We start from the raw sequence: 26168 nt of genomic DNA, 5'->3' as shown, positions 1-26168 counted from the left end.
GGAAGACCACTTCGGGATTCGACCGCGCGCGCCGGTTCGTCCGTGGAGATGCGCGATAGTGTTCCGGGTGATGGCGCGCGCTGAGGCGGCCCGTTGGTTGGCCGCCTCAAACCCGCGCGAGGGATGAGAGAAACGACCAGAGGGAGTGAATCGAATCGGTTGGGGAGGTGTGTGGCTGTCGCGGTGCTGTGCGGTCTTCTAGGTTTCGGGGGTAACTAGCTTCATCGCGTCTCCTATGGTTAGTCTTCATCTGAGGGCGTCACCTCAATTCCCAGAAAACAGGCTACTTGCTAACTAGACACACTCTTTTCCACAATCCCCTAGCCGCTATCTTCAAACCTTTATGCGATGCTATCCCAACTCCACACACATGGAGCCGAACATTCTGATACTCGGTGCGCCGGGCGCAGGCAAAGGAACACAGAGTTCGAACATCGTCGAAGAGTTCGGCGTCGAACACGTCACGACGGGCGACGCGCTCCGTGAGAACAAGCACATGGAGACCGAGTACGGCACCCCCGCCAGTTTCATGGACGAGGGCGAACTGGTGCCGGACCCCGTGGTCAACGAAATCGTCGAGGCCGCGCTCTCGCAGGCCGACGGCTACGTGCTGGACGGCTACCCGCGGAACCTCGACCAAGCGGAGTTCCTCTCAGAAATCACGGACCTCGACGTAGTTCTGTACCTCGACGTAGACGAGGACGAACTCGTCGGTCGGCTTACCGGTCGCCGCGTCTGTTCTGAGTGTGGCGCGACGTTCCACGTCGATTTCAATCCGCCCGAGGAGGAGGGCGTCTGTGACGAATGTGGCGGCGAACTCTACCAGCGTGACGACGACACCGAGGAGACCGCCCGCGAGCGGATTCGCGTCTACGAGGAGAACACTGCGCCGGTCGTGGAGTTCTACGACGAGCGCGGCGAACTCGCCCGCATCGACGGCGAGCAATCGCTAGAGGGCGTCTGGGAAGACGTGAAAGCGGCCATCGAATCGAGCGCATAACTGCGACGTTCCACTGCTCTTCTGCGTCGCTCTTCTACGGCCCGAACATCCGTCTCTCGCTCGTCCCGAGAGCGAAAGTTGATTAACGGGGGATACCAAATTCGGGATAATGGCACGGACGGCGGACAAAATCGAGTCGCTCATCGCCGAAGATTCGGCGATGGCCGACGCGCTGGCTGTCCTCTACGACCGAACGGACGGAGGCGACGACTCCATCGCGTGGACCGACGTGAACGACGACCTCACGAGCGGTCAGTGGGGCCGCCTCATCGAGAAGGACGTGTTGGAGAGCGACGGCGACGAGTTCCGACTCTCGGACCCCGAGGCCGTCGAATCGGCGCTGGACGACGAACCGACGACGACAGTCTCGACTTCGGGTGAGAGCGGAAGCACGGACACCGACATCGACACGGGCGACTCCTCGTGGTCTACGTGGGACAAACTCGCCGGCGTCGGTGCGGTCGCACTGTTCGCGGGCTACTCCCTCAAGTCGGTGCGCGACATCGTCGGCGGCGCGGTCGATATCGTACTCGCCCCCATCGACGCGGTGTTGCCCTTCTACGTCGTGGTCCTGCTGGTCGCACTGTTGACCGGCTTGTTCACCACACTGTTGCAGGCCAACCTCATGGACATGGAGAAGATGAGCAAGTACCAACAGCGGATGAAGGACATCCAAAAGAAGCGCAAGGAGGCCCAGGAGCGCGGCGACGACGAGGCGCTGGACAAAATCCGTGAAGAGCAGATGGACGCCATGGGCGACCAGATGGGCATGTTCAAAGAGCAGTTCCGGCCGATGGTCTGGACGATGTTCTTCACCATCCCCGTCTTCCTCTGGATCTACTGGATGGTGCTGGACGGCCACATCACCGGCGGAGAGTCGAGCATCGTGGCCCCGCTCGTCGGCGAGGTCACGTGGCGCTCGAAGGTCGTCGGTCCCATGCAGATGTGGATCGTCTGGTACTTCCTCTGCTCGATGAGCTTCTCGCAACTGCTCCGGAAGTCGCTGAACATCCAGACGACGCCGACCTAGGAAACGCGGTTTTCTCGTCTTGAGACGATTCGAGTCGTAGCGATAGAGGATTCACCGTCTCGGTGACTGTCTGGAAATCGTTGGCTGGCGCGTGCTGGCGCGAGTTCATCTCGCGCCGAACGTCGCGCGAGGTCTTCCGGAGCGGAGTGACGGAAGGCTTGGAAGAGATTGCTCTTCCAGTGGACGAGTATCGGAGCTTGGAAACCGCGGCGTGCCGCGGTTTCCGAAATCGAGAAACGCAGTCGGCTGGGGAGGGACGCGAGGCGCGCGGGCGGTCACACGAGCGAATGCGAGGGTGATCTCGGAGGACGCGGTTTGTCCTCCGGCGGTGCGGAGAGCGGGCCTCGGACTGCGAGTAGCGAGGGACTCGCCGAGTCCCTCGGACCATGCGAGCGGCAAATGCCGCGAGCAGACGGCAGAGTCGCGAGCGTGTGGCCGTCGCGGTGCAGTGCGGTTTCTCATCGGTTTCGGGAGTAGCGAGTTTCACTGCGTTCGTCGGTGCTACGTAGCAGTCAGCACCACCGCATTTACCTTGTAGAAAGCCCTCGACCGCTCGCGGTCGCTGTGCAGGATATTCGGGGTTTTCCGCACCGCCCACCCCGAATAGAGCCAGCACAGACGACTACACTGTACGCGAGCGGCCGCCCCCTTTCAGTCCCTCCCGTTCGGTTGCATCACTGCACGAAACGGTGGTGAATGTCCACCTGCACGAAATCCCATCTGTGTCACACTCCACGAAACCACCCCTTTCCCCTACTGTCGAAGTTCAAAACCTCTTTCTCCCCCGCGTTCGGAGTGGGAATATGTTGATTACCGTCTCCGGACCACCGGGTAGCGGCAAGAGTACGACCGCCAAGAAACTCGCCGAGGCGCTCGGCTTGGACCACATCAGCGGCGGAGACATCTTCCGCGAACTCGCCGACGAACGGGGCTACACGCCCCTCGAATTCAACAAACTCGCCGAGGAGAACGACCAGATAGACCGCGACTTGGACCGACGGCTTCGCAACATCGCCGCCGAACGCGACGACGTCGTCCTCGAATCGCGACTCGCGGGGTGGCTGGCGGCCGACCACGCCGACTTCCGAGTGTGGCTGGACGCACCGCTCGACGTGCGAGCGGCCCGCATCGCCGACCGCGAGGAGAAGAGCGTCGAGGATGCGAGCGAAGAGACCTCAGCCCGCGAGGGGAGCGAGGCGGCGCGCTACGAGGAGTACTACGACATCGACATCACCGACCTCACCATCTACGACCTCGCAATCAACACCGCTCGGTGGGACGCCGAATCAGTCCTCGACATGCTCGTGACCGCAGTGGACGACTACGACGCCGACGCCGACGAGGGCAAGTACCCCGTCGAAGGCATCCGGTACGACTTCTAAGCTCATGCTCCGTGGACCTCCAGGCGACCGGACGCCCACCGAACTTCTCGAATTCGGTGTCGTCAACATCGACAAGCCCGCCGGACCCTCGGCTCACCAAGTCGCGGCGTGGGTGCGAGATATGGCAGAAGTCGAGCAAGCGGCTCATTCGGGAACGCTCGACCCCAAAGTCACCGGCTGTCTGCCGACGCTGACCGGCGCGGCGACCCGCCTCTCGCAGGTGTTTCTCGACGCCAAAGAGTACGTCGCCGTGTTGGAACTCCACGACGACGCGCCGGGCGACCTGGAAGCCATCGTCTCGGAGTTCGAAGGCCCGCTCTACCAGAAGCCACCGCGAAAGAGTGCGGTGTCTCGAAAACTCCGTGTCCGGGAAATCTACGAGTTAGACGTACTCGAGGTAAAAGACCGACAGGCACTGCTCCGTATTCGCTGCGAGAGCGGGACGTACATCCGAAAACTCTGTCACGACCTCGGCCTCGCGCTCGGAACCGGCGCGCACATGGGCCACCTCCGCCGGACCGCGACCGGGCCGTTCGACGACTCGACGCTCGTGACCTTGCAGGACCTCTCGGATGCGCTGGGAAGATGGCGTGAAGGCGAGGTGCGAAGCACCTCGGAATCCGCGAGCGGAGACGAACTGAGTGAGGAACCGCGAGCGAGCGAGAAAGACGACTGGCTACGCGAAGTCGTTCTTCCAGCAGAGCGCGCGCTGGAGAATTTGCCGAGAGTCACCATCGCGTACAGCGCCGCCGAGGAAGTCGCGAAGGGCGCACAGGTGTACGCACCGGGCGTGATTTCCGCAGAGGACGCCGAACAGGACGAACTGGTCGCCTGCTTCACGCCTGACGACGCCGCAGTCTGTCTGGGAACGATGTACGGGGACCCCGAGGCCGACGCCGGAATCGCGGTCGAGTTAGAGCGCGTCCTCGTCTGAGGCTGCCGCCAGACACATTCTTTTGTCGTTGCCGTGACTCGCTCGACGTATGCAAGTCGGCACCGCAGACTCAGTTCCCGGCGAACTCGTCACTGGCTGGCTCGACGTGACAGACCTTCCCACTGGAACGCCCGAACGACTGCCCGTCCTGATTGCGGAGGGCACCGAAGACGGCCCGACGCTCTGGGTGACCGCGTCGATTCACGGCAACGAGGTAACTGGCTTGGCGGCGGCGCAGGACCTGATGACCGACGAACTCCCCGAGGAAATTGCTGGCACTGTCGTCTGCCTACCGAATCTCAACCCGGCGGGACTGCGACGGAATACGCGCACGTCCTACTACGACGACGAGGATCCCAACCGCTACTTCCCCGACTCCGACGCCGAGAGTACGCGCCCGCCGAGCGTCCAGCAACTCATCGACGAGCGAGTGTACGACGAGTTCGCGGAATCGGCCGACGCGCTGGTCGATTTGCACACTGCGCACGTCGGGTCGGTACCGTTCCTGATTCGGGACCGAGTTCTGTATGGCGAGCAACGCACGGAGAACGAAGCCCACGAACTCGCCGGAGAACTGGAACGACTCTGCGAGGCCTTCGGCATGCCAGTGGTCAACGAGTACGCCGCCGAGGAGTACACCGAACAGAACCTCCAGCGTTCCACTGCGGGAGCGGCCCTGAACAACGCGGGGATTCCGGCCTTTACTGCTGAATTAGGTGGTCACGACGTGGTGGAAGAGGACGTACGCGCCGCCGCAGTGACGGGCTTACGAAACGTCATGTGCGAACTCGGGATGCTCGCTGGGGAACCCACCCCAGACGCGGTGGGCTACGACGCGCCGGTCGATTTTTCTGTCAAGCGTTGCGTCGGCCCGCACACCGAGACGCCGGGCATCGTCCGCCACCGCAAAGAGGCGGGGGATGTGGTCTCGGAAGGCGACGTAATCGCGGACGTCGTCACCCCGCACGGCGAGCCGAAGGCGACCGTCGAAGCCGAACACGACGGCTACGTGCTGGGCCGCATGCACGGCGTCGCGGCGTACGAAAACGACCCGCTGGCGAGTCTGGCAGTGCGGGACGACGGCGACCTCGTCGTGCCACGGGACGACGACTGAAACGAAGCGCTTAAACACAGGACGGTCTTTCTTCGAAACGCAGCAAACGAAACTCTGCGGGACCGTAGGGTAGTGGTATCCTCTGCCGATGGGGTCGGTAGGACCTGAGTTCGAATCTCGGCGGTCCCACTCCAAAATAAAGGATAGCGGCCTTCTTTGCCGCTATTTCACTCAACTAAGGTGGTCAGCGTGAGCCGTGCGTCCGGCTCCGACCGACCCATCTGCGAGTTCTGCGGCTTCGTCATCGATAGCCCGCAGAAAGACTGTCCTGCGCTTGATGACGGGAGGTGTCACCCGTGAGACGGTACTGCCCGACCTGCGGTGGTCGGATGACGACGAAGACCGGCTACGGGCTACCACGCCGAATCTGTGAAAACGGACCGCACGACGCAGAGGAGGCAGTTGGCGGGCTATGAGTGTCGAGAAAGCCCATACAACCATCCAGAATCGAATCGGAGGCCCACAACGACTCACATTCCCCGAAGACTGGGAGAACAGCAAGTCGTGGAAGCGAGCGCAAACCGCACCTGCCGAGTGCGGCTCCGCGACAGCGGCCGAGTTCGACGTACTCATGGGGTACACCGACAGCGACGAACTTGCCCATCATCGCGTACTGTTCACCCTACTCGACGGAAGCCTACGCGCCGAGTGCCCTTGCGACGGCTACCACTACCGCGACTGGTGCGCCCACGTCGCCTATCTCTGGTGGCGGTGGGTACGCTCCGACCTCGCTGTAACCGACCTCAGCACCGAACAGAAGCATCTCTCGCCGCCGTGGTGGCTCTCAGTCACCGACCGTGAGGTAGGTGGTTGCTCGTGATGCGCTGTATCTCCGGCGACGGAGACGGTAGCCTTGAAGCCGTCTGCTCGAAGCAATGCGGTTGGTCTACGTCACTGAACGATGCCGAACAGGACGAGGAAGGCAACTACGTTGTTCCTCTCGACTGTCCCGGTTGCGAGGAAGGGTTCACGTACCTTCCCGAGACCGTTAGCCAACCGGAGAACGAGGAGGTAGTAGAGCGATGACGGCAACGCGCACACGTGAGCGCGTGAGTCCTCGTCAGGACCACAGGGGGGTGTCCTACATACTCTCCGTCGTGGGTGTAATTCCATCCCCGTCTTGCGATTTGAACGAGTCATACGGACCTGCCTACCGTCATACGGAGGTGTCGGAATAATGGCGCAGATGGAGAGTGACGAGAGCAAGATGAAGCGCGTCACTGTTCGGGTTCCGAAGGCTCTTGTCGAAGAGTACGACGAGGTTGTCGAGAACCGGTCGGAGGGCGTTCGCACCCACATGAAGCGGATAGTCAAGAACCCGGTAACTGACGGTGGACGTGAACCTCCGCGTGACGACGACGCGCTTGCTAAGGGCTACGAGACACTGAAATCAGTCAGTTGCAACGGGCAGGCCATTCCGCTCCGCGAAGCGAAGAGCATCATCGCATCGCAAGCAAACGTCCCAAAGGAGAGCGTTTCGCGGCGTATCATCGAGCCACTTCGAGAGCGTGGTTACATCGCTCGAATCGGTGACCCGATTCAAGACCCGTGGTTGGAGGTGCGGTAGAATGGCGATTCAAAGTCGTACCTACGACTCTCAGAGAGGAAGCGCGAGCAGACGCACGGTTCTCACGGAGTGTCCGGCCTGTGGCGCGGACCTATCCGCTGTTGGTACGAAGAAGTGCGACCACATCGCCGAACACGATCCGGAGGATTTCGGCCTATGACGAACTGCGAGTCTTGCGGTGCATTCGTCACCGAACAGTTCGCCCGCACCTTCGGCGATAACACCGACACAGTACACGCCTGTCCGGATTGTACGGACATGACCTGCGTGAAGAACGGTGCAGCCGCCAGTTCGGAATTCGAACGGCGTTCTCATCCGAACGGTCAATAAGAACTCTACCGAGAGATTCTAACTCACTCACTTCTAATCTCGGCAAATCGATTTCAAGAGGTTGGATCCACTTCTTGGACGAATTTCAGACTAATTCCGCCAGCACACGCTATAAGCACCGTTACAATGAGATAAGATACCGTTAATAAATATATGTCCACAGAAGATAATATAGTTGGCCTCGACTCCCAAGTAATATATGAAAGGTAGATAGCTGCGAGATACACCAATATAGCAAGTAAGGATAATGAATGTCTGAGAATATCATCCCAACCCACTATCGATGAAGGTGACTTTCTCAAAAGTTCTGGCTCATCTCCATAGAACCCACCATATTTTTTCTCCCATCGGAATATGGGAGTTACATCAGAGAGACGATTTTCAAGAGTTATAGAGGCACTACTTTTTGCAGCCAAGTATCTCTGTGTCAGGAAAGATTGTATCATCATCAAACCTAAAATGAATGGGGTGACAGAAACAATCCAGTAGTCCTCAGCAAGTAACGCGTAACCAGTAATCAACCCCAGTGAAGCAATTCCGCTTAGAATTCTCTGATTATGTTGCCGGATATTCTCCATTGTTTCATTCCGGAGTTGTAAATATTGCTGGAGCATTACATCAATCTGTTTTTCGCTCAGACTTTCTCCATTGCTATTCTCCATGAATCACAACCAGTATTCTACACTATATGTCATTAAGCTACCTCTCCTTGCACCCTGCCCCTCAACATACAACCCGCTTCATGGTTCTTTCTGGCTTTTTTAATTCGCTCGCGGCGTACCCTTAACTAGCAACCCATCATCGGAGTGGGTATAACATGAGTATGGACCCGACAACGGTTCGGTTCCCCGACGAACTGCTATGGAAAATCGAACACGCCTACGGACCACTGGGCTACCAGAATTCAAGCGAGTTAATCCGTGCCGCGGTTCGAGACAAGCTACAGGTCAACGTGATGAACCTACCACCAGAGGTAGCAGCTAAGGTCACAAGATAGCGTAATACGCCTGTATTCTGATTCTGGTCTTTTAGACCTCATACCCGGTAAATTCGGGCGCAATGGCAGACATAGACTGCCCGGAATGTCCCGAGACTGTGGACCCGCGAGGAGCGTGGTCACATCTCGTCAACAAACACGATTGGGACTCAGATAGAGCGAGAGAATACCTCAATCAGTCGAACTCGGATGATTCCAATAACGACTCAGACGATCCGGACCCACCAGCAACGAACGAACAAGCAGAATCGACAGCTACAGAGCCTGAAGAAACCGCAGTTGTCGTTACCGAAGAAGGGAGCGAGAAGCTATCACCCGATGGTTTCGAGTCGAAGAACCGACCAGAAGTTAGCCCGCCCGACGATACGGACCTTCCCGAGAACGTTACACCGGACGACTTCGAACCAGACGAGGAGTCCGCCAGTACGTCTGGGGTGACCGAACAGCACGACGACGACGAAAGCGAACCAGAGACGGGGGATGAGGCGAACTCGGGCGGATTGATGGCCCGAATCCGGAACGACAACGCCGATAGTGACGACGAGTCGGGTACCACGTCGAAGACGCAGGAGATAATCGACGACGCACCCGACGAGGAAACCCGTCAGCGACGACAAGAACTCAAAGACGCCCTTGATTCGTCGGTCGAAGAGGGTGAATCGCGCACTCCCCCAGATTCGGAGGAAAACCCCGCCAACCCACCCGATTCGGGTGCGAGTGAGGTACAGGGCGCGATAGTGAGCGATGCCCTTCTCGGTTCCGTCTGTACGATGCCGTTCCACTCGGCAGCGAAAGCGACCGGATGGGAAGGATGGGAGTTAGACGACAGAGAACGCGAGAAGCTTCAGGAACTCATCGTAGCATGGGCCGACGAGAAGGACGTTGACCTCGGTCCAAACCTCTTGCTCGCTATGTCTCTCACCAATATCGTGGGAAGCCGCGCTGTTGGCTACGCGCGCTATCGCAAGTCGAACGATAGGGATTCTACCGATAGAGAGCGCGAGTCGGGTGAGCGAGACAGGGAGAGTACTGGCTACTCCGATTCCACCGAGAGAGCAGTCAAGTCAGGTGACGATAGCCGAGAACGCCCAGAACAGGATACCGGACAATTCAATTTCGAAGATAGCGAGACGTGGCCATGATTCAGATTCTCTTAGAAACGATAAACGGCATAGCGACGGAGACCGACGAAGAGCAATTCAACCGACTCACAGAAAGTGCAGAGAAGGCCGAATGCGACCCCGAAACTCTGTATGATATCGAGCGAGACCTTCGCCGAACGTTCGAACACGGGACCGAAGAAGCGAGCGTTGACCCGGCGGAATTCGGTGCGAGTCTGATAGACGAACTGGCTATGGAATTCGGGTTGCCCATGGATGGCCGGGCGGCGGTCGAGGCGGCAGGAGGGACTGAAGCCGCTGTTGGATTACTCGTGCAAAGTGCGACCACGGAAGCTAAAGCTGCCGCGACGGTCGTGAAGTTCCTGTACGACACCTATCGGCGGAACGGATTCTACACCGAGGCGGGTATCGACCCGGAAGCGAACTGGGCGGAGTTAGACGACCCCGTGTCAGTCGTCGGTGAGCAGATCGGGAGCGAGGAACTGTGAAATGTGCGAACCAGACGACCACCTCTTTCGATGGGACGGACACGCCGGAACGGAGCGATGTGCGCTCTGTGGCGCGGCAAAGACCGCCTGCGAGAATGCAACCGGTGAGGTAGTCGCATGAACATCGACATTGGAGAGGTGACCGCCGTTATCGGCCAGAAGAACAGCGGAAAGTCGGTCCTCACCGAGTATCTACTGACGCAGATGGACCGATTCATCGCGCTCGATCCGAACTACGAGCATGGCCCACCCGGCGCGTCGGCGGTCAAGTCGCCAGAGGGAGTCTGGCGGCACTGGATGGAGGGTGACCAGCGGCTCGTAGCCCGTGACTCACGGGGCGCACTCACCGAGGAGCGGATGGACGAATGGGTGCGAGCAGTATGCCAACTCCAAGAGGCGTACCTACTCCTTGACGAGATGCACAACTACACGAAGGCGACGTACTGTCCGACCGTTCTCAAGAAACTGGTGAAGTACGTCGTGAGTCACCAGAATATCGGGTTCGTGTTCGGTGTGCATCTGGCGAGCGACATTCCCTCGGATATCTGGTCGCAGATAGACAACTTCATCATCTTCAGTTACGGCGACAAGTGGGACTCGAAGATGCAAGACGCCAGTATCCCGGACAAGAGAGTGGTGCAGGAACTCGATCCGTCGTCGTACCAGTTCTTGACGTACAAGGACCAACTCGGTGGAGAATCGAAGGTACGCGGGCCGGTCCCGATCCCCGACCATCTCTCGTAATACTATCGTATTCTGATTCCGGCTTTCAAGACTTGTGCCGGGCGATTTCTACTTGCATGGCATCACAAAACGCCAGTAGCTCCGGCTCGTCGTCGGGGCTTCTCGATAAGTTCGTTAGTTTCGTAACTGAACCGCTTGGTATCGCCCTTCTCGTGGGTGCTATCCTCGCAATCGCAACCGGCTACGTGGTGATGTTTTAGATGACTCTCACCGCCAAAGAGACGACCGTCGCAGGCTCCTCGGTGCTTGCCGCCGGTCTCCCGACCCTGTTCTCGCTCGCCAGTGGTGGCGACCTGACTGCATCGTTCGCTAACGTCGTCTTCGAGGGTGACCGTGGTGCGGCTCGCCTTTGGGGTGGCTTCGGCTTCGGCATCATCTCTCTCGTCCTCATAGGAGCGGCAGTCTTGGGGCCACTGAACGGCACCTACGGCCATCTTTCGCTGGCTCTCGGTATTGCATCGCTGTGTCTCGGTGGCATCGTCGTCGTGGAGGGAGGTCGGTAAGATGCCGATGGCAGACGAACTCTCGTCGTCGTCCAAGCACGTGACCGGCCAAGAGAACAAAATCTCGCTCAACACGCCCACCCCGATTCTGACGTGGACGGTACCAGACGCCGAAATGTGGGAAATCAAAGAGGGAGTCTCGGCGGTCGCCGACTTCGAGACTACCACCGACAACTCTGGTCCGGCTGGTGGCGACGCGAACCCGTCGCTTGGGTCGCAGTTCGGTATGGCTTACCGGGAGAAGGACGCTCCGCTGAACGAATGGACGATGTTCGCGGTGTTCACTGTAGACGCATTCAACCAACTCAGCATCGCCCAACAGCAGGACGGTCGCGCGTCCGACCGCCGCATCATCGAATTCGATGACCGGGTTATCGACGAGGACACTACCTCGCTCACCTTCGAGACGGATGACCAAATCGCGCTGGTAACGAACTGCGACGATACGATGGACCCCAACGCGATCTACTACAACTACGACATGACCGTCTACCGGAACTGAGGTGAGTAAGAATGGCATATCCAGAAACCCTCACCGTAGACGACTTCGAGTTCACCGAGAACACGCCGGGAGAGGAGAAAGTAGTCGCTACGCACACCGTCGATGACGACAAGCTCCTGATGTGCGACCTCGACAAGCCGATCCTTCTCGCACTCACGGCGAAGCAAACAGTGACTGTCTCGGCCGACAGTACGGAGACGAAGAGCCTCGATCCCGAAGCTCCGCGGGTTCCGTTCCTGCCCGACCCGACCGAAGGTGAGTATGGTGACCAAGCGTTCTTGGTCGCGTACTACGACGACGACGGAGATGGGAGCAAAGACACGGTAGTCACGGATTCAACGGCCGTGAAGTTCGACTCATTCAGTGGCGACGAGGACTTCGTTCGGTCGGTGACGCTCACTGAGACTGCCAGCAGTCAGACCGAAGTGGATATTTACACGGTCGTTCGCGCTGGCTACGCTCGTGTCCGTCGGCGCAGCACCGGGCGGGATTCGACCAGCGACCAACTCCACCGAGAGGACGCTGTTCGATGGGCGTTCACTAATCCCGACGTTCCCGAGGGGAACCGCGAAATCAACTGGGACACTTCGAACTCGGGTATCAACGGCGTTATCGGTCCAGAACAGCACGTCGATATCCTCTACTACGACGACCACGAGACGCTGGCACTTCCGACAGAGGACACCGACACGCCGAGCAATCTCCGAATCGCACTCCCGTTCTCGAAACGGTCGCTGAGTGAGACGGAGACCGCCGAGGGTGTCCGAAAGCGCATCCGCGCGAGTATGGACTAACCCTTCTTTCCTACCATGTTTGACGGAAAACCCAACACTCAGACCGACCAGCCAGCGATAACGGCCGACGAGCCGAGCGAGGAGACCGACGGGGGTAACAACACAGACGAAACGTCGGTTCTCTCGCGGGCCGCCAGCGTAGCCCGCGCGGTCTCGGAAGTTGTCGCGCCGTTCAGCGGGCTTCTCACCAGCATCGTGCAGCTACTCACGATTCACCAACTCATCAGGAGGGTGTGACAAATGGAACGACAAGAGATCGTCAATCTCTTCGAGGACGTACCTGCCTACGACCCAGAGAGTGACGACGACGCTCACATAGTCGAAGAGACGCGAGAAATCAAGCAAGATGGGACGATAGAGAACGTCTGGCTTCGAAACTACATCGGCCACGACTTCGACTTACGGTATCAAGTCCTCATCAAGCACGACAAAGACGAACGCTCGCTATTCCATCATCTCGGAAAGGAATTCATTACCGGAGAAGACGACACCCGAAACATCGAACTGCGAGAGGAAGTTCAGAAAGGTGACGAGCTGATTGTTCGTGCGGAAAACGTCGAGACGGACTATCTCTACCACGCGAACGCGAGCGTCACCATCGACTACCAACGCGGATTGATGGGTCTCATCGAAGAAATAGCCGACTCGGTGCCGTTCATCGGAGGTGACGAGTAGATGGGTTCCGAGGAGAACAACCGCACCGTTCGCGGAAACCATGGCACGCTCCAAACGTCAACGACGGGCGTGATTCAGACGGATAACTACGCCGACGGAGCCGCACTGAAAGTCGGTCCCGGACTCACGAACACGTATCCGCACACGTTCGACCCGACCGGGTTCACCATCCAATTCCTGAAAATCCTCGAAACTGGCACCGATATTCGGATGGACGTGACGACGAAGGACGGTACGGTCATCCCCGATATCGCGCTTCGCGGCGCGGGCTTCGAGGAGGAGGCCATCGAGATGGATTCGGTCACACTCCGCGACCCGAACAGTACGGGAGATGCCACCTACGGCTACTACAGCGGGGAATAACGATGGGGAACGTCGATACTACGAAGCGAGAGGTTGAACAGCACGAAAACGACGCTTCGAACCCTCACAACGTCACTGTGGAGCAAGTTGGGGCTATGAAGCTCGCAACGAAGTCGATAACGAAGTACGTTGGTTCGAACGGAAGCAATTACTTCAACTTCGATGCGGTGACAGCCGACAATCTGCTGTCTTGTGAGGTAATCGTTCGCCCGAACCGTTCGGGCTACTACCACGTTTCGCACGGTCCTAACGCCTCTGAAGGCTTCCGCTATGAAACGAAGTTCACTAATGACGGGTGGTTCGAAGTTGACGTTTACGAGATTAGCGGATACGGCGAAGACGTAGAGGTTCGCTGTCTGTACCTCGCCGGAAGTGGGGCATGAACTCGATACATATGAAACCAGCAACTGCACTCACGATCGACGAACAGCCCGGAGGTGTCCGATAGATGGCGATGAGCGAACCGACGCTCGTCGGTGTCGATATTCCCGACGAGGCACCACCGAACAACACGTTTCGCGTCTCGGTGACCGTCAAACAGGGCGGTCCGGACCCGTGGGCCAGCGACGGCTCTTGCCCGACGAAGAAGCTCGACGTAGCCGGATGGAAGCTTCCGGTGGAACTGCACGTCGATGGTGAGGAAGTCGATTCGCGCGAACTGTGCCTCGCCAGCGGCAACAAGCGGAGTCTCACGCTCAGTACGTCCATCTCAGACCCCGGAAACCACCGAGTCGAAGTGAAAGCATACGCTGTCGGTGGCAATGCGTACGACCTCAAGCCTCGCAGGGAGCGAGTGAACGACGACGTTACCGGACAAATCACGGTCGAAGCAGACGCGAGAGACCCGAGCAAGCCCGGGCCAGTCGATTCGGTGAAGAAGATGTTGGACGGATTCGCCGACGAACTCGGTGCCACGACGACGACCCTTGGCGCTGGAATGCTCTTGATGGTCCTCCTACTGGTGGTGGTCTGACCATGATGATGGGACCGCCGAAGATGGAGCAGGGCCACGGCGGAGGCGGTGGGAGTAGCGGAGGCGGTGGAGGCAGCGGTAGTAGTGACGACGGGTGGTTCAGCGGGAACCCTCCCGGTGACAGCAACGGCAACGACGACCGCGAGCCAGTCGAGGATGAACCGACGCTGGATGACGACCCGCGGGACGACAGCAACGGAACGCCGGGCAACGCGAACGGCGACGGGCCGCGGATGGACCCCGGCTACGGAACTGGCAACCCCGGCGACATAGAGGAGCCGGGCGGCCCGCCGGTTGACCAGAAAGCCGACCCGAAGCCCGACCTGAAAGGCGTTGGGACGACGACGTACAAAATCAGCAAGGGCGGCACCGCAACGTTGGCGAGTCGCGTGGAGAACACCGGAGATAAGCCGACAGATGTTACCGTTCGATGGAGCGTCGGCGGCCAGCAGGTTGGCCGCGAATCGAAGAACATCGGGCCACGCTCTACGAAGCGGTTCACAACGACAGTCTCGTATGCAGACGTGCGAGCTATGGGCTACACGGACAGCGGTCAAGGTGGCCGAATCGAAGCGACATTGAACGGCGGGGCCACGTGGAACCGTCAGTCGGCGCGAGACAGCCGTCTGCTCGCTAAGGTGCCCACGAAGGACAAGGACAACAGCGATGACAGTGCGCCTTCAACGTGGGCAGTCCTGCCGCCTGTTGGGTCGCTCACGTCGAAGCAGACGACTGCTGGTGGCGCGCTCGCGCTCGTCGTCCTCCTCGGGGTGTTGAAGTGATGGTCGCGGAGACTCTCGGCAACCTCGTTGGCTTGCTGGCCGGGTTGGGCGGCGCGCCCCTCCTCGGTGGTGTCCTTGCCGTCCTCCTCGTCACTGTGGGAGTGCTACTGTAGATGTGCGTCTCGTGCAAGATAGGGTCGGTCGTTGAGTGGGTCGAAGAGAACGCCCTTTTCGCTGGCGGGCTGGTCCTTCTGCTCGTCGTCGTCTTCGCGGTGGTGCTTCGATGAGTGAGTTCACCGACTTGGTGATACAGGCGTTGGACGGAAACGCCGTTCTGGCGGTCCTAATCCTCGGTCTCGGGGGAATCGACGTTCTTCAAACAAAGTACATCGGTTCGCGGTTCGACCGACAGGGCCGCCGTATCGGCCGACTCGAAGACGCTCACATTCAGACTGACGGTGGCGAACCGACCAACGAACGACCGAACCCAAGCGATTCATAATGAGCATGGAAATTCCGGCTGTCGCACCCGAAAGTATCGTCGCACTACTAATCGGTCTCGTCGTGGACTTTGACTTCGCCATGAGACGTCTGCGTGGGTTCGGCCGTCACATCCTCGCCAAACTTCCGCAGTACGACCCGGCCAAAGAGGCCGAGCAGAGTACCGAGACGCAACCGGAGGACGGTAGCTAATGCCTTCGGCGGCGGCTCGGCGACAGGGCATCGACTCGGAACAGTCGGCGGCCCGCAAGTACGACTGTCGAGTCGTCGGCGAACGCAAGGAGTACGTCGATCTGATTTCTGAAGAGAACGGCACTTACTACCAGTGCAAGAGCGCGGTCTACACGGACGCTGACGAGCAACCGGGCGTCCTTCGGTTCAACCTCCACCACCTGCGGTCGCTCCGGCGAGAGAGTCACCAGTGTGGCGTCGTCGTCGTGCTGTATCCCTCGGTCGGGGCTGACGGGTGGAGTCCGCTGAAGATTACGCGCGTGTCGGTTTCGGAGGTGCTGAAGGCTGTCGATGGGCGGTGGTATCCAGAAACCGACGAGTATGAGGTTCCGTGGTCTTCCCTCGTCGTCTACTGAATCTGCTGTTTCTCCTTGATGATGGATTCGATGGCTACCTTCGTTAGCCATCCTCGACCTGTGTCTGCTTCTTTTTCGAGTCGGTCAACTTCTGCGATGACTTTCGATTCTGGGATGTGGAATGTACGCTTGTTTTTTGTGGTTCCGTCTCCCCACGAATTAGCCGTCCGGTGGATTCGCTTCTGATGATTCACTTCGATTACGTCCGTATCATCCAGAACGGAGGGCCACTCCACAACGTAGTCGTTCTGGATGGTGTCTCCGGTTTCCGTCCGGACATCATCTCTGCAGCAGATCTGTTCTTCCGGGACCTGTTCGGGACGGAGGTCCATATTCGGCTGATAGAAACTCTCCGTCTTAAGGGTTGTGGGTCGTTCACATGGCTCAGGTGACGGAAATATCTTTGTCGCATCCACCTGCTCAGAACCACCCGTTCTCGCACAGACTGTGCAAGAGGCGTACCCTTTTTATACGACACATGGTGGAGCGGAACGGAGCATGACTACAGCGATCTACGCTCGCGTTTCGACCGACGACCAGAGTATCGACCGACAACAGGAAGAGTGCTACAACTACTGCCGGAACCAACTCGACGATTCCTCGCCGGAGTTTTACAGCGACAAGGGAAGTGGTGGAGACACCGACAGAACCGAGTTCCAGAAATTACTCTCGTCTGTAAACGACGGCGAGATAGAGACAGTCGTAGTGCTGGAACTCTCTCGACTCTCGCGGTCCATGCGTGACCTCACTGCTACTCTCGAAACGTTCGAAGACTACAGTACCGGCCTACACGTCATCAGTCGCGGGCTGACGCTCGACCCCGAGAATAAGGATCCAATGACGGACGCATTCTTCTACCTCGCCGGTACATTCGCAGAACTCGAACGGGAGATGATACGCGAGCGGACGAAGAGCGGAATCAAAGCCGCGAAAGAAGCAGGCAAGCACGTCGGCGCACCACCGAAGGGATTCGACACTGACGACGACGGGTATCTTATCCCGAACGAGAATTACGACCGCTGTGTGACCGCGTTGGAGATGTTGGACGACGACGAGAGTAAGCGGTCAGTGGCGAAGCACACTGGGATTTCTCGTCGGACTCTCGGACGGATTCAGGAGCGAAGTGAGCTATACGAGAGTTAATTACAGTGCTTCTCCGAATCCAATCACTACACTCCGATCCCATTCCCAGTAGTGCTTTCCAATCTCCAAGGTATCGTTTTGATGGACGGAATCAGTACCATTACTAAGAATCCCAACATTCCATATCTGATACGAGAAATTATAGAGGGCATTTGGAGCCGCGATATCTAGTAGCTGTTCTCGAAAATGCCCGTTTTCTACTGCTAAATCTGCATTTTCCATCAAGTCTCTAAATCCTTCTTCTGCACCACTACGACAGAAGAGATTAAGAAACGCGTCAGGTGATTCAAGCGCGACCGTTGCCAAAACTCTACTAAGTTCGATTCTTGAGTCTTCGTGAGAAGCTAATACCTGCGCCAGTAACCGCACATCCGGAACTGAGAGATATCGGTTCCGAAGAAAAGCAGCAAGTTCTTTTTGAACTTCAAACAGCTTTGTGTGAGGACTTTTGAACTCGTCCAATGCACGGTATATTCGCTCATTCATATCCGATGACTCAAAGTCATCCAGTCCTAAACTTCCTTTAGGAAGGTTGCTTACTACCCCGTGTAGCAGTAGGTAGCTCATATCCCCGACATCTGTCAACTGGTATTCGTCACCGGATTTTTCAATCAGTCGTAGTGTACGCGCCAGAGGAATGGGATGGATCGAACTGTTAATTCCTTGAGGACTTCTCTCTATTAGAGAATCAATCTCGTCTTCGGTTAGTGCATTCTTGTTTTGCTCTTTGATTGCTACTACAGGCAATAAGGCGTTTACAGGCCGAGTGGTAGACGGAAATGATGTAGAAGCAGATTTGAATCTACTTTTTCTGACTGTGAGTGCCCGGCGGATTCTATTCAATTTCGTAGCTCCCACGTTTTCTACCGGTTGTTCTACTTGGCTTTCTATGACTCCTGAATCTTCAGTCGGGATTACACCAAGCCCACACGACAAGGCAGTATCCTTGAATTCACTGAGAGAGGAGATATCCGCTGCAAGGTACGATTTATGAACCCCTTGACGATAATGTGCGGCTTGTCCAATCCCTTTTCTGATTGCCTTTTCACCTTTTGCTTCGATACCAAAAATTTCCTCGTCCGATGTAAACCCAATTATATCCGGAACACGACGGCCTATAGTAATCGTTGTATTAAGTCCACAATTTTCATACTCGTTTGGAAGATCGTGAACCTTCGAAGAAGAGTATCCAGAGTCAACGAAGAATGTATACCCTTGATTGTCCAGATAACGTGCTAATTCAACGACGACCTCTGTTTCTTCCATTATCGGCAGTAGTTGAACAGGTAATATATAACTCTAATGTAGTAAGAAGACGACAAGACCTGATGAAAAACGCTTATCTCCACGCCCGAAAAGGAAGGAATAGACCGATTGATGATGCGTCATGAGTTAGGAGAGGGTCGATCCTACATTGTAGGGGATGCTATCGAGGTTTTACAAGAATATCGAGATGAGGCTGCCGCCATATTTCTTGACGACGCATGGGCGAGACCAAATCGATACGGGCACTTTGGTATTGACTACGATACGCACCCATTCAATGAAGAGCAGGATGCAGAGGGATATGTTGATACTTCTATAACCACTTGCGAGATTATTGACGAAAGCCACGACGCACTTTCCGAAGGCGGCTGGTTAATTGCAGATGCTGACGATTGGCTTCTTCCACGACTTGCTCGGTATCTACAAGACGAGTGGGGTGACGTGGCTGAATCGTACGAAGGTGGAGGATACCGGAAAGTCGGTGGAGTAACGATAACCAAGGCGGACGGGACGCCTGATCGTAGCACTGCCGGAATGTATCTATCGACTGGAGGCTATCCTGTTGTCTTCGCTCACAAAGGGGATTCTGACCGGCAAACGTCTGAATCGGCCCGCCAAATCGCTTCGAATGGATTGGACGACTATGGTTGGGGTAGCGTCAAACCAATCTCGCCTTATAAATCGTGGGTGAAAGGATTAATTGACCCCGGGGAACTGATTCTTGTTCCATGCGCAGGTACTGCGCCAGCAGCACTGGCAGCCGAGCAACTGTTTGGTGACGAGGCTCATTACGTCTGTGTTGACAATGACGAAAGAGCTTTTGAGGCATTCCAACGGCGGAGAAAGGAAGAAGTTCCAGATACTCACCAAAAAAGTCTATAAGATTTCTAGTTTCTGCTCAAATGAGGGTCTCTTGAGGGTATTCTACACGGGCACAGTCCGGCAAACTTGCTTCCAATTTCTCTTTGCCTCCTGACTGAATAGTTCCTTTCACCTCTACTCCCGTGTCGAGCCAGTTTGGCTCCTGCAAATTGACATAATCGAGATTGTAGAGTTCGTTCAGCTCTTTCCCAACATCAAACTCTTCAAAGTAAATTACGCATTCCTGTGAAACATCCGCAGGACTCCTTGATGAGAACCCGGTTTTCATATCGTCGTGATGAGTGAGACACATAAAATACACTTCTTCTATTTTCTCCATGTGGTCTCGACTGTTCACCTCCGGTCGGACTTCCCACCGTAAAACGAGATGCTCGACGTGAATCGTCCGTGAACCTTTCAAAAGCCCGGTCTTCGGGTCACCGACCAGTGGGTCCTCTTTGATCTTCTCGATTTTCTTGCAAAGATTGTCATAAAGACTTCCCTCGGACTCCTTGATTTCTTCAACGGAATCCACGAATTCGGTATCCGCCCCGATTTCCCAAGGAGAGCCTGACATTTAGACAGGATAGTGTAACATCTACCAGCATATAAATCACTAGGGCTATACCCGATAATACGAATGCGGCTCTCTCATGCGATTAATTCACATGAGGACTTCATCAATGCGCGAGTCAGAAGCAGGGGTTCTATCTTCTTTGTAGAGTCGATAGTGGGCCTGAGTCGAAGGGACAACTTGATCAATGTATTCGTCAAAGTCGATATTCTCTTCGTGGTCGAAGTTTTGCCAAAGCCAAGTGTCCTTTGCGAAGTCCACCAAACCATCTGTTCCCATATTCTTACTATCTTCGTGGATTTGGTCGATCCACTCCCGTTTGGATTCGGAGATTTCGCCTCCCTCTTCTTCGGTAGTATACTGTTGGCCTCGTCGGCGAGGATTGATCGAGATTCGTTCGTTTGAACGAAGGTTTGTAATAGCCTTAGTAACCGCGCGTGAATAGGGGCCGTGATGATATGGCATAAAGTCGGAGTTCGTCAGACGCTCCCCAAAATGTTGGGCGGTGAAAATCTCGCCATAGAACACCAGCTTTTGGATTCGCTTCTCGTACAGAGCGTCGTACTTAGACAGGAACTCAATGATGATTTCCTCAAGCTCCCGCATATCCTTTTCCTCAAGATTGACTTGCGGGTTGCTATGAGTCATACTAGTAATTAGATTACTAAGTGCACAAAGGTGTTTTGGAAGTTTAGAACTCTTAACCTTGTTCTAGAGCATCATACTTTTGTACTAGAAGTACGACCTACAATTGGTAATCTTCTTTCTAGAGTCTTAATTCTAGATTCTCCCTTATGCGTTATTTACTTTGGAAAGTGTTTGATAGAACTCTGTAATTGCCTAATTGGCTACTTTGTGGTCTCAAGTGATGCGCGTCAAGTTCCCCGTCAAGATACAGTCGCCCCCACGTCGTGATTTCGTACATCTCACCGTGGAATGGTGCAATTAGATCGGTACTTGCCAGCATTCGACACCGCTCCCGAATTCGGCTTTTGGATGCACTTAGAGATTGAAATTCAGGGAGAGAAACCATGATTCTCGGAGTAGACCAGCCGTCGTCACGCAGATGCTCAAGAATACGCTCATCTAACTGTTGCATCCACGTTGCAGGCTTTCGCATAATTGACGTTATCTCAGGCGTCGGCTTTACTCTTATCCCCGCTTAGGTCTTCTAATTCGTCAGCATCGAGTTCTTCATCAAGGTACGCCTCACCTTCGTCTGTAATCACGTAGACGCCATTTCCAAGATGTCGTAGTAGACCATGGTCTCGAAGACTTCGCATCCGACGGGAAATCTGAGAGCGAGAGACCCGTAGATATCCAGTATTGTCTAATTCAGATGGTGAAGCGGACTCGTTGTCTCGGATATACTCCAAGATACGGTCGTCCCAAATCGTCATCCAAGCACCTGATTTACGCATCTATTGTGAGGATAGACGTTCATGGCGTGTATTTGCTCCGTTCTGTGATTTAGTACACACCGAAGGTTCGAATGCCCGAAGCGTGAATTTATACTTCACCGTTGCATTTATGTGGCGGTAGTGTTTCGACCCTGATAAGGAGCCATCGAACGGTCGTAGAAGTCTCTCATCGGTCGTGAGTGACCGGGCGGCGCGCCAACGCCGCCCGAAAAGGTGGTTCCGTGGAAGAACCAATGTTTGAAACTAACATTGCGGGCACTCAGGCCCGTATCGAAACAGACGCATCGCTGTTCAAAAAACTGTCTGTCCGTCCCGCGGGGGCAATAGCATGAGCGCAGTCGAAGCGGACACCCGCAACGACGAACTCGCCCCCGAGACTGACGACGACGCGGCAGTCTCGATTCTCACCTACGGCGACCCGATTCGGTCGCTCGCACGCCTACTGAAGCCTATCGCCGAAGAGTACCGCGTAGCGTTTGACGACGACGGTATCACCGCGAGCGCGACCGACGCGGCAACCGTCTCGATGGTTGACCTCCACGCGCCCGCCGAAGGCTTCGACCAGTACGAGGTGCGCGACGGGCACACCTTCGGCCTGAATCTCGACCGCTTCCGAAACGCGGTAAAGTGGGCGCGTAAGCGCGGTGGGGAAGGCGACCCCGTTGCTATCGATGTTTTCCGAAACCCCGACCGGATGCGCGTGACTGTGGTTCGGGAAGACCAGCAAATGAAGCGCGAGACGGAGTGGTTCGGTATCTCGCCGAACAGCATTCGGGACCAGCCGGAGATGCCCGACCTCGGCCTACCACTGTCGGCGCGTCCCGGAGTCGAACCACTCCGAGAGGCAGTGAAGGCAATGAAATCCGCCGAAGACCACACCTACGTCACCTGCGACGATTCGACGTTCGTTCTCGCCAGCACCAAGGACGGGAGTACCGACCTGAGCGAGCGAGAGGGGAGCGATAGCAACGCGGAGCAGGCAATCTCGTTCCCGAACGCAGTGACGAGCGACGACACTGACGCTCGCTCTTCGATTTTCAGCATCGACTATCTCGATGCCATCACGCTGGCACTCGACAAGTCGAAGGCCGACCGCGTGACGGTTCGGTGGTCCGAGGAGTTCCCGGTTCGACTACAGTTCGAACACGATGACTGGGGATTCGAGGGGCAGTACCTGATTGCTCCCCGAATTCAGGAGGAAGAAGACTGATGCTCCCGAAAAGCCAGAAGGACAGGGCGAACTGGCGGTCTTCCTGTCCGAAGGACGGCAGTTCGTGCGGTGAAATCTTCCATCTGACGAAGGCCGACGCTGTCGGCCGAAATCGGGCGCACAAGCACGAGATCGACATAGAACGGGTGAACGAGGAGTGACCGGACCGCCAGAGCTATCACCGCGGGACGCCCGTGACCGGTATCTCGACCACCGACGCACGGAAGCGAGTCAGAAGTCCATCGAATCGTGGCACTACCGGTTGAAACGGTTCGTAGAGTGGGCCGAAGAGGAAGACATTACGTCGATGGCCGAACTCGACGGGTGGACGTTAGACGAGTTCGAGAACTACAGACGCGGGTCGGGTGTCTCGCCTTCGACGCTCAACGGTGAGATGCAGACGCTGAAGAACTGGCTTGAGTACCTCGCTCGCATCGAAGTCGTCGAAGATTCGCTTCCAGAGAAGGTTCACGTGCCGGAGATTCCAGACGGTGAGGAGTCGAACGACGAGATGCTTGACCAAGCCGACGCCTACGCACTCATCTCGTCGTTCCGAAAGGACCCGGAGCGATACGGAACGTCGAAACACGCCCTACTCGAACTGCTGTGGTTCACGGGTGCCAGAATCGGTGGCATTCGGTCTCTCGATCTACGAGACTACCACAGCGAAGAGCAGTATATCGAGTTCCGTCACCGAAACGGCACTCCGTTGAAGAACGACTCTGACGGCGAGCGAGCCGTAGGATTACCGGAATCGGTCTGCGAGGTAGTGAATACGTACATCGAAAACTATCGGAATGACGCGCATGACGGCGGTCGGAAGCCGTTACTGACGACGACGCAGGGCAGACCTTCGGAGAACACTCTTCGGGTTTGGTGCTACCTCGCTACGCAGCCGTGTCTGCACGAACCGTGCCCCCACGGTAAGGAGCGAGAGGCCTGCGAGTATCTCCACGTCCACCATGCGAGCAAGTGCCCGTCTTCGTTGTCCCCTCACCGGGTTCGGACGGGGAGTATCACGTGGCAACGCGACTGCGGCCTTCCTGCACAGATCGTTTCCGAGCGTGTCAACGCTACGCTCGAAGTTATCGAAAAGTACTACGACAAGGCGACGGCGCGCCAGCGATTGGAAGAGCGTCGTCGTCCGTACATCGAGAACCTACAACTCGACTTTGACATTGACCCATGAACGCACGAAATTTGAATTCTGGTAGCTTGTACCGGTTGGATACGGCGGTCCGAGCATGTGTCTTTGCTCGGCGGTCCCACTTAAACTTCTGACAGATGCGCGAACTCGGCAGCGTTGCGTATCGGCAATCCGATTTTCTCACTGAAGCTTTCTTGGACTGCTTCTTTTCAAATACCGATTCTTTCCCAACGGAGATAGTTCTCGTCACACCACCTACTCCACCACACTCCTCAACGTCCGCACTTCCTGTAAAACCGCACGCCACTGCTCCACACTCCCCGGAATCGAATCACCGCCGACTTGCTTGTCAACCAACTTGCGAACGTCCCGAGGTCCCTCTATGTCGTCGAATCGAATACTCCCACCACCCGCGGCTTCAATCTCCACCGCACCGTATCCAAACATCGCTCCAAGAACGCCCTGACTGAAACTGCTGTTCTGGACGTTCGACAGCGAGACGCGCTGGACGGTCCGCGACAGAATGCCCGTCTTCCGGTAGAGCGCGTAGTTCGTCACCACGAACTCCGTATTGGTCACGCGCAGATACGACCAGACTGGGGCGACCGGTCCGAGGACTGCCAGCAGACCGACCAGTGGCTGTTCCACGTACACCGCGGCGGCAACCGGTCCGACGACCAAGACGAGTCCCACGACCACTGCAGGGAGGACAGTCATGATTCGCGGGTGGCCCTCCCACAGCACCTCCTCACCGTCGGCCAACGAGAGCCAGTCGTCACTCATCGCTGGTCGGAGTGTCGAATCGTTCCTCGGAACTCTGGCCTCCTTCCATCGCCTCGCCTCCCTCCACCGACTGCCGAATCGCGCGGAGTTCCGCGAGAATTTCGTCCAACACGGCCGCCTTGCCGTCTTCGCCGCCGCTCCGTCCCTTGCCCTTCTCGCTTCGCTCGTTGATGAGCGACTGGAGTTTCTGGGGGTCAGCGACGTTGTCGAAGCTCATCTCGACACCGCTGCCGCCAGCGGTGCTGATATCGACGCTCCCGTAGCCGAACTGCGTGCCGAAGAAGCTCTGGCGATAAGTGGTGTCCTGCACCTTGTCGAATTCGACACGCTGGACGTTCCGCGAGAGGATACCCGTCTTCTTGTAGAGCGCGGCGTCGGTCACGACGTAGTTCGTGTTCTGGTGGGTGTAGTACGCACCGACGACGAGCGGGATGCCGATCAGAACGAACGAGAGTGGAATCCCGATGACGAGCACTGGGACCAGACTGTACTTGTGGGGCGTGTCGGCCCAGAGGACCTCTTCGCCCTCGTCGAGAGTGAGCCAATCGAACGACGCTTCCGACTGTTCCATGGCGGCGTCTCGAAGCGACGAGAGTTAACTGCTGTGTGTCTCAGGCGACTCGACCTCACCTTCGAACTACTGTTCGGCCTCCGGAAGTCGCACCTCGGCCTCCGGATTCTGGTCGGGATAGGCAATCAACTCGCGCGCTTGCCGACGTGTCCTGTACTGGTCGAGCGCGTCCGCGCGGTGGAGTCCACCGAGGACGACGGCAGCTTCGACCAACAGTTGTCTCGGCACACCAGCCCCAGAGCGGTGCTGACCGGTGGCCTCCCGGTACCCCGACTCCTCGCCTAAGACGAATCGGACGTACTCGCGCAGGTCGGTTTCGCCGTCGAGGTGGTCGTGCCAACGTCGGGGAAAGACGCTGACGTGACCGGGCTCGACCTCGTACAGTCCGTCATCGACCCAGATTTCCTCGTCGGTGAGTCGTTCGTCTATCCATCGAGTGATTTGCGGGGTCGATATCGTTCCGCTCGCTCCCGCGAGTTCCTCGACGTAGGCGTCGAGTACGTCCCGCGGGATACCCGGTTGGTCGTGTGGGTGGTGTCGTTCCACGAGCGAGACGAACTCCCGAGTCGCGAGCGAATCCCGTCTACGGTCTATCTCTGCGAGCGCGTCTCTGTCGAGTTCGACCATCGAACGATGCACGCCGCCGACCAGAATAAGCGACTCGCTAGCTGTCGTCGCTTCGACTGTTGGGGCCTTGGAATGTGACGACGCACCACGAAATTCACAAGATTAATTTCTCTGAAGAAATGCTGAGGTGTATCGGCCGTGTCAGTGAATTCGAAATGTCTTTCGAAGATATAGATTCGAGTTCCAACGTGGTGCCGACGAGATGCTACTGGTGGACGCGTAGCCTGGAGAAAGGTGA

Annotated in this window: 37 protein-coding genes and 1 tRNA gene; 30 read left to right on the top strand and 8 right to left on the bottom strand. The window is 56.8% G+C overall.

Going from position 1 to position 26168, the window contains the following annotated elements:
* The first annotated feature begins 370 nt into the window (after positions 1 to 370).
* The 10 genes from F7R90_RS03995 to F7R90_RS22025 all read left to right on the top strand — a co-directional run bounded on the left by F7R90_RS03995 (position 371) and on the right by F7R90_RS22025 (position 7357).
* Positions 371 to 1000 carry an adenylate kinase gene (locus F7R90_RS03995; RefSeq protein ID WP_158055985.1) on the top strand — a complete coding sequence of 210 codons (630 nt, stop codon included), beginning with the start codon at positions 371 to 373 and terminating at the stop codon, positions 998 to 1000.
* A 109-nt stretch (positions 1001 to 1109) separates the two neighbouring features.
* Positions 1110 to 2030 carry a DUF106 domain-containing protein gene (locus F7R90_RS03990; RefSeq protein ID WP_158055984.1) on the top strand — a complete coding sequence of 307 codons (921 nt, stop codon included), beginning with the start codon at positions 1110 to 1112 and terminating at the stop codon, positions 2028 to 2030.
* An 803-nt stretch (positions 2031 to 2833) separates the two neighbouring features.
* The gene (gene cmk, locus F7R90_RS03985; protein WP_158055983.1) at positions 2834 to 3412 is read left to right on the top strand and encodes a (d)CMP kinase; all 579 of its coding nucleotides are present in this window, start codon (positions 2834 to 2836) and stop codon (positions 3410 to 3412) included.
* Positions 3413 to 3416: 4 nt separating this feature from the next.
* Complete coding sequence (locus F7R90_RS03980) at positions 3417 to 4346, top strand: RNA-guided pseudouridylation complex pseudouridine synthase subunit Cbf5 (protein ID WP_158055982.1); 930 nt, start codon at positions 3417 to 3419, stop codon at positions 4344 to 4346.
* A 49-nt stretch (positions 4347 to 4395) separates the two neighbouring features.
* Positions 4396 to 5460, top strand: coding sequence for a succinylglutamate desuccinylase/aspartoacylase family protein (locus F7R90_RS03975; RefSeq protein WP_158055981.1), 1065 nt, complete (start codon positions 4396 to 4398; stop codon positions 5458 to 5460).
* A gap of 58 nt (positions 5461 to 5518) precedes the next feature.
* Positions 5519 to 5589 (top strand) — tRNA-Pro (locus tag F7R90_RS03970).
* 283 nt (positions 5590 to 5872) lie between these two features.
* Positions 5873 to 6280 carry a hypothetical protein gene (locus tag F7R90_RS03965; RefSeq protein WP_158055980.1) on the top strand — a complete coding sequence of 136 codons (408 nt, stop codon included), beginning with the start codon at positions 5873 to 5875 and terminating at the stop codon, positions 6278 to 6280.
* On the top strand, positions 6280 to 6486 hold the full coding sequence (locus F7R90_RS03960; protein WP_158055979.1) for a hypothetical protein: 207 nt from the start codon (positions 6280 to 6282) through the stop codon (positions 6484 to 6486). The genes F7R90_RS03965 and F7R90_RS03960 overlap by 1 nt, the downstream gene beginning before the upstream one ends.
* Positions 6487 to 6637: 151 nt before the next feature.
* Positions 6638 to 7027, top strand: a complete 390-nt coding sequence (locus tag F7R90_RS03955; protein ID WP_158055978.1) for a hypothetical protein — start codon at positions 6638 to 6640, stop codon at positions 7025 to 7027.
* 156 nt (positions 7028 to 7183) lie between these two features.
* Complete coding sequence (locus tag F7R90_RS22025; protein ID WP_192498391.1) at positions 7184 to 7357, top strand: DUF7563 family protein; 174 nt, start codon at positions 7184 to 7186, stop codon at positions 7355 to 7357.
* 53 nt (positions 7358 to 7410) lie between these two features.
* On the opposite strand, the gene F7R90_RS03950 is transcribed toward F7R90_RS22025, so the two are convergent.
* Positions 7411 to 8019 carry a hypothetical protein gene (locus tag F7R90_RS03950; RefSeq protein WP_158055977.1) on the bottom strand — a complete coding sequence of 203 codons (609 nt, stop codon included), beginning with the start codon at positions 8017 to 8019 and terminating at the stop codon, positions 7411 to 7413.
* A gap of 155 nt (positions 8020 to 8174) precedes the next feature.
* On the opposite strand from F7R90_RS03950, the gene F7R90_RS03945 reads away from it, so the two are divergent.
* The 15 genes from F7R90_RS03945 to F7R90_RS03875 all read left to right on the top strand — a co-directional run bounded on the left by F7R90_RS03945 (position 8175) and on the right by F7R90_RS03875 (position 16327).
* Positions 8175 to 8354 (top strand): ribbon-helix-helix domain-containing protein, encoded by a 180-nt coding sequence (locus F7R90_RS03945; protein WP_158055976.1) that lies wholly within the window; start codon positions 8175 to 8177, stop codon positions 8352 to 8354.
* Positions 8355 to 8416: 62 nt separating this feature from the next.
* On the top strand, positions 8417 to 9496 hold the full coding sequence (locus F7R90_RS03940; RefSeq protein ID WP_158055975.1) for a membrane-attack complex/perforin family protein: 1080 nt from the start codon (positions 8417 to 8419) through the stop codon (positions 9494 to 9496).
* Positions 9493 to 9963 carry a hypothetical protein gene (locus F7R90_RS03935; protein ID WP_158055974.1) on the top strand — a complete coding sequence of 157 codons (471 nt, stop codon included), beginning with the start codon at positions 9493 to 9495 and terminating at the stop codon, positions 9961 to 9963. The genes F7R90_RS03940 and F7R90_RS03935 overlap by 4 nt, the downstream gene beginning before the upstream one ends.
* A 117-nt stretch (positions 9964 to 10080) precedes the next feature.
* Entirely contained in the window at positions 10081 to 10707 is a 627-nt protein-coding gene (locus F7R90_RS03930; protein ID WP_158055973.1) for a hypothetical protein, read from the top strand.
* Between the two features lie 200 nt (positions 10708 to 10907).
* Positions 10908 to 11210 carry a hypothetical protein gene (locus F7R90_RS03925; protein ID WP_158055972.1) on the top strand — a complete coding sequence of 101 codons (303 nt, stop codon included), beginning with the start codon at positions 10908 to 10910 and terminating at the stop codon, positions 11208 to 11210.
* A 7-nt stretch (positions 11211 to 11217) separates the two neighbouring features.
* Positions 11218 to 11712, top strand: a complete 495-nt coding sequence (locus F7R90_RS03920) for a hypothetical protein (protein WP_158055971.1) — start codon at positions 11218 to 11220, stop codon at positions 11710 to 11712.
* An 11-nt stretch (positions 11713 to 11723) separates the two neighbouring features.
* A complete protein-coding gene (locus tag F7R90_RS03915; RefSeq protein WP_158055970.1) occupies positions 11724 to 12506 on the top strand; it encodes a hypothetical protein in 783 nt (260 codons plus the stop codon).
* A 15-nt stretch (positions 12507 to 12521) separates the two neighbouring features.
* Positions 12522 to 12743, top strand: a complete 222-nt coding sequence (locus F7R90_RS03910; RefSeq protein ID WP_158055969.1) for a hypothetical protein — start codon at positions 12522 to 12524, stop codon at positions 12741 to 12743.
* 3 nt (positions 12744 to 12746) lie between these two features.
* Complete coding sequence (locus F7R90_RS03905; protein ID WP_158055968.1) at positions 12747 to 13181, top strand: hypothetical protein; 435 nt, start codon at positions 12747 to 12749, stop codon at positions 13179 to 13181.
* Positions 13182 to 13544: a hypothetical protein gene (locus F7R90_RS03900; protein WP_158055967.1), complete on the top strand. Its 363-nt coding sequence runs from the start codon at positions 13182 to 13184 to the stop codon at positions 13542 to 13544.
* Between the two features lie 95 nt (positions 13545 to 13639).
* Positions 13640 to 13927: a hypothetical protein gene (locus F7R90_RS03895; RefSeq protein ID WP_158055966.1), complete on the top strand. Its 288-nt coding sequence runs from the start codon at positions 13640 to 13642 to the stop codon at positions 13925 to 13927.
* A gap of 65 nt (positions 13928 to 13992) precedes the next feature.
* Complete coding sequence (locus F7R90_RS03890; RefSeq protein ID WP_158055965.1) at positions 13993 to 14517, top strand: hypothetical protein; 525 nt, start codon at positions 13993 to 13995, stop codon at positions 14515 to 14517.
* 2 nt (positions 14518 to 14519) lie between these two features.
* Positions 14520 to 15299: a hypothetical protein gene (locus tag F7R90_RS03885; protein ID WP_158055964.1), complete on the top strand. Its 780-nt coding sequence runs from the start codon at positions 14520 to 14522 to the stop codon at positions 15297 to 15299.
* A gap of 223 nt (positions 15300 to 15522) precedes the next feature.
* Complete coding sequence (locus F7R90_RS03880; RefSeq protein WP_158055963.1) at positions 15523 to 15741, top strand: hypothetical protein; 219 nt, start codon at positions 15523 to 15525, stop codon at positions 15739 to 15741.
* A 190-nt stretch (positions 15742 to 15931) separates the two neighbouring features.
* Entirely contained in the window at positions 15932 to 16327 is a 396-nt protein-coding gene (locus F7R90_RS03875) for a hypothetical protein (protein WP_158055962.1), read from the top strand.
* On the opposite strand, the gene F7R90_RS03870 is transcribed toward F7R90_RS03875, so the two are convergent.
* Entirely contained in the window at positions 16321 to 16659 is a 339-nt protein-coding gene (locus F7R90_RS03870; RefSeq protein WP_158055961.1) for a hypothetical protein, read from the bottom strand. The genes F7R90_RS03875 and F7R90_RS03870 overlap by 7 nt on opposite strands.
* 166 nt (positions 16660 to 16825) lie before the next feature.
* On the opposite strand from F7R90_RS03870, the gene F7R90_RS03865 reads away from it, so the two are divergent.
* On the top strand, positions 16826 to 17470 hold the full coding sequence (locus tag F7R90_RS03865) for a recombinase family protein (RefSeq protein WP_158055960.1): 645 nt from the start codon (positions 16826 to 16828) through the stop codon (positions 17468 to 17470).
* Here the strand turns inward: F7R90_RS03865 and F7R90_RS03860 are convergent, their stop codons facing one another.
* Positions 17471 to 18736 carry a hypothetical protein gene (locus F7R90_RS03860; RefSeq protein WP_158055959.1) on the bottom strand — a complete coding sequence of 422 codons (1266 nt, stop codon included), beginning with the start codon at positions 18734 to 18736 and terminating at the stop codon, positions 17471 to 17473.
* Positions 18737 to 18847: 111 nt separating this feature from the next.
* Here F7R90_RS03860 and F7R90_RS03855 point away from each other — a divergent pair, with 111 nt between their 5' ends.
* The gene (locus tag F7R90_RS03855; RefSeq protein WP_225741255.1) at positions 18848 to 19618 is read left to right on the top strand and encodes a hypothetical protein; all 771 of its coding nucleotides are present in this window, start codon (positions 18848 to 18850) and stop codon (positions 19616 to 19618) included.
* Positions 19619 to 19634: 16 nt separating this feature from the next.
* On the opposite strand, the gene F7R90_RS03850 is transcribed toward F7R90_RS03855, so the two are convergent.
* Complete coding sequence (locus F7R90_RS03850; protein ID WP_158055958.1) at positions 19635 to 20174, bottom strand: hypothetical protein; 540 nt, start codon at positions 20172 to 20174, stop codon at positions 19635 to 19637.
* Positions 20175 to 20261: 87 nt separating this feature from the next.
* Positions 20262 to 20819, bottom strand: a complete 558-nt coding sequence (locus F7R90_RS03845) for a type II toxin-antitoxin system antitoxin SocA domain-containing protein (RefSeq protein ID WP_158055957.1) — start codon at positions 20817 to 20819, stop codon at positions 20262 to 20264.
* A gap of 1101 nt (positions 20820 to 21920) precedes the next feature.
* On the opposite strand from F7R90_RS03845, the gene F7R90_RS03830 reads away from it, so the two are divergent.
* Genes F7R90_RS03830 through F7R90_RS03825 form a run of 3 tightly spaced genes read left to right on the top strand, consistent with a single transcriptional unit; the run spans position 21921 to position 23991 of the window.
* Positions 21921 to 22802, top strand: coding sequence for a beta clamp domain-containing protein (locus F7R90_RS03830; RefSeq protein ID WP_158055955.1), 882 nt, complete (start codon positions 21921 to 21923; stop codon positions 22800 to 22802).
* Positions 22802 to 22963, top strand: coding sequence for a hypothetical protein (locus F7R90_RS22020; RefSeq protein ID WP_192498390.1), 162 nt, complete (start codon positions 22802 to 22804; stop codon positions 22961 to 22963). Before F7R90_RS03830 ends, F7R90_RS22020 begins: the two co-directional genes overlap by 1 nt.
* Positions 22960 to 23991, top strand: a complete 1032-nt coding sequence (locus F7R90_RS03825; RefSeq protein ID WP_158055954.1) for a tyrosine-type recombinase/integrase — start codon at positions 22960 to 22962, stop codon at positions 23989 to 23991. The genes F7R90_RS22020 and F7R90_RS03825 overlap by 4 nt, the downstream gene beginning before the upstream one ends.
* A 213-nt stretch (positions 23992 to 24204) precedes the next feature.
* Here F7R90_RS03825 and F7R90_RS03820 read toward each other — a convergent pair whose 3' ends face one another.
* The 3 genes from F7R90_RS03820 to F7R90_RS03810 all read right to left on the bottom strand — a co-directional run bounded on the left by F7R90_RS03820 (position 24205) and on the right by F7R90_RS03810 (position 25930).
* Positions 24205 to 24732, bottom strand: coding sequence for a PH domain-containing protein (locus tag F7R90_RS03820; RefSeq protein ID WP_158055953.1), 528 nt, complete (start codon positions 24730 to 24732; stop codon positions 24205 to 24207).
* Positions 24725 to 25303, bottom strand: coding sequence for a PH domain-containing protein (locus tag F7R90_RS03815; RefSeq protein WP_158055952.1), 579 nt, complete (start codon positions 25301 to 25303; stop codon positions 24725 to 24727). The genes F7R90_RS03820 and F7R90_RS03815 overlap by 8 nt, the downstream gene beginning before the upstream one ends.
* Positions 25304 to 25369: 66 nt before the next feature.
* Entirely contained in the window at positions 25370 to 25930 is a 561-nt protein-coding gene (locus F7R90_RS03810; RefSeq protein ID WP_158055951.1) for a hypothetical protein, read from the bottom strand.
* Positions 25931 to 26168: the final 238 nt, after the last annotated feature.

It is taken from the genome of Halorussus halophilus (genome assembly GCF_008831545.1).
GTDB lineage: Archaea > Halobacteriota > Halobacteria > Halobacteriales > Haladaptataceae > Halorussus > Halorussus halophilus.
The sequence above is the reverse complement of the archived record's forward strand: the minus strand, read 5'-3'. Positions and strand labels throughout refer to the sequence as shown.

Coding starts and splice junctions, on each gene's coding strand:
- F7R90_RS03995 (WP_158055985.1), top strand. CDS start 371: ATGGAGCCGAACATTCTGATACTCGGTGCGCCGGGCGCAGGCAAAGGA.
- F7R90_RS03990 (WP_158055984.1), top strand. CDS start 1,110: ATGGCACGGACGGCGGACAAAATCGAGTCGCTCATCGCCGAAGATTCG.
- cmk (WP_158055983.1), top strand. CDS start 2,834: ATGTTGATTACCGTCTCCGGACCACCGGGTAGCGGCAAGAGTACGACC.
- F7R90_RS03980 (WP_158055982.1), top strand. CDS start 3,417: ATGCTCCGTGGACCTCCAGGCGACCGGACGCCCACCGAACTTCTCGAA.
- F7R90_RS03975 (WP_158055981.1), top strand. CDS start 4,396: ATGCAAGTCGGCACCGCAGACTCAGTTCCCGGCGAACTCGTCACTGGC.
- F7R90_RS03965 (WP_158055980.1), top strand. CDS start 5,873: ATGAGTGTCGAGAAAGCCCATACAACCATCCAGAATCGAATCGGAGGC.
- F7R90_RS03960 (WP_158055979.1), top strand. CDS start 6,280: ATGCGCTGTATCTCCGGCGACGGAGACGGTAGCCTTGAAGCCGTCTGC.
- F7R90_RS03955 (WP_158055978.1), top strand. CDS start 6,638: ATGGCGCAGATGGAGAGTGACGAGAGCAAGATGAAGCGCGTCACTGTT.
- F7R90_RS22025 (WP_192498391.1), top strand. CDS start 7,184: ATGACGAACTGCGAGTCTTGCGGTGCATTCGTCACCGAACAGTTCGCC.
- F7R90_RS03950 (WP_158055977.1), bottom strand. CDS start 8,019: ATGGAGAATAGCAATGGAGAAAGTCTGAGCGAAAAACAGATTGATGTA.
- F7R90_RS03945 (WP_158055976.1), top strand. CDS start 8,175: ATGAGTATGGACCCGACAACGGTTCGGTTCCCCGACGAACTGCTATGG.
- F7R90_RS03940 (WP_158055975.1), top strand. CDS start 8,417: ATGGCAGACATAGACTGCCCGGAATGTCCCGAGACTGTGGACCCGCGA.
- F7R90_RS03935 (WP_158055974.1), top strand. CDS start 9,493: ATGATTCAGATTCTCTTAGAAACGATAAACGGCATAGCGACGGAGACC.
- F7R90_RS03930 (WP_158055973.1), top strand. CDS start 10,081: ATGAACATCGACATTGGAGAGGTGACCGCCGTTATCGGCCAGAAGAAC.
- F7R90_RS03925 (WP_158055972.1), top strand. CDS start 10,908: ATGACTCTCACCGCCAAAGAGACGACCGTCGCAGGCTCCTCGGTGCTT.
- F7R90_RS03920 (WP_158055971.1), top strand. CDS start 11,218: ATGGCAGACGAACTCTCGTCGTCGTCCAAGCACGTGACCGGCCAAGAG.
- F7R90_RS03915 (WP_158055970.1), top strand. CDS start 11,724: ATGGCATATCCAGAAACCCTCACCGTAGACGACTTCGAGTTCACCGAG.
- F7R90_RS03910 (WP_158055969.1), top strand. CDS start 12,522: ATGTTTGACGGAAAACCCAACACTCAGACCGACCAGCCAGCGATAACG.
- F7R90_RS03905 (WP_158055968.1), top strand. CDS start 12,747: ATGGAACGACAAGAGATCGTCAATCTCTTCGAGGACGTACCTGCCTAC.
- F7R90_RS03900 (WP_158055967.1), top strand. CDS start 13,182: ATGGGTTCCGAGGAGAACAACCGCACCGTTCGCGGAAACCATGGCACG.
- F7R90_RS03895 (WP_158055966.1), top strand. CDS start 13,640: ATGAAGCTCGCAACGAAGTCGATAACGAAGTACGTTGGTTCGAACGGA.
- F7R90_RS03890 (WP_158055965.1), top strand. CDS start 13,993: ATGGCGATGAGCGAACCGACGCTCGTCGGTGTCGATATTCCCGACGAG.
- F7R90_RS03885 (WP_158055964.1), top strand. CDS start 14,520: ATGATGATGGGACCGCCGAAGATGGAGCAGGGCCACGGCGGAGGCGGT.
- F7R90_RS03880 (WP_158055963.1), top strand. CDS start 15,523: ATGAGTGAGTTCACCGACTTGGTGATACAGGCGTTGGACGGAAACGCC.
- F7R90_RS03875 (WP_158055962.1), top strand. CDS start 15,932: ATGCCTTCGGCGGCGGCTCGGCGACAGGGCATCGACTCGGAACAGTCG.
- F7R90_RS03870 (WP_158055961.1), bottom strand. CDS start 16,659: ATGGACCTCCGTCCCGAACAGGTCCCGGAAGAACAGATCTGCTGCAGA.
- F7R90_RS03865 (WP_158055960.1), top strand. CDS start 16,826: ATGACTACAGCGATCTACGCTCGCGTTTCGACCGACGACCAGAGTATC.
- F7R90_RS03860 (WP_158055959.1), bottom strand. CDS start 18,736: ATGGAAGAAACAGAGGTCGTCGTTGAATTAGCACGTTATCTGGACAAT.
- F7R90_RS03855 (WP_225741255.1), top strand. CDS start 18,848: ATGATGCGTCATGAGTTAGGAGAGGGTCGATCCTACATTGTAGGGGAT.
- F7R90_RS03850 (WP_158055958.1), bottom strand. CDS start 20,174: ATGTCAGGCTCTCCTTGGGAAATCGGGGCGGATACCGAATTCGTGGAT.
- F7R90_RS03845 (WP_158055957.1), bottom strand. CDS start 20,819: ATGACTCATAGCAACCCGCAAGTCAATCTTGAGGAAAAGGATATGCGG.
- F7R90_RS03830 (WP_158055955.1), top strand. CDS start 21,921: ATGAGCGCAGTCGAAGCGGACACCCGCAACGACGAACTCGCCCCCGAG.
- F7R90_RS22020 (WP_192498390.1), top strand. CDS start 22,802: ATGCTCCCGAAAAGCCAGAAGGACAGGGCGAACTGGCGGTCTTCCTGT.
- F7R90_RS03820 (WP_158055953.1), bottom strand. CDS start 24,732: ATGAGTGACGACTGGCTCTCGTTGGCCGACGGTGAGGAGGTGCTGTGG.
- F7R90_RS03815 (WP_158055952.1), bottom strand. CDS start 25,303: ATGGAACAGTCGGAAGCGTCGTTCGATTGGCTCACTCTCGACGAGGGC.
- F7R90_RS03810 (WP_158055951.1), bottom strand. CDS start 25,930: ATGGTCGAACTCGACAGAGACGCGCTCGCAGAGATAGACCGTAGACGG.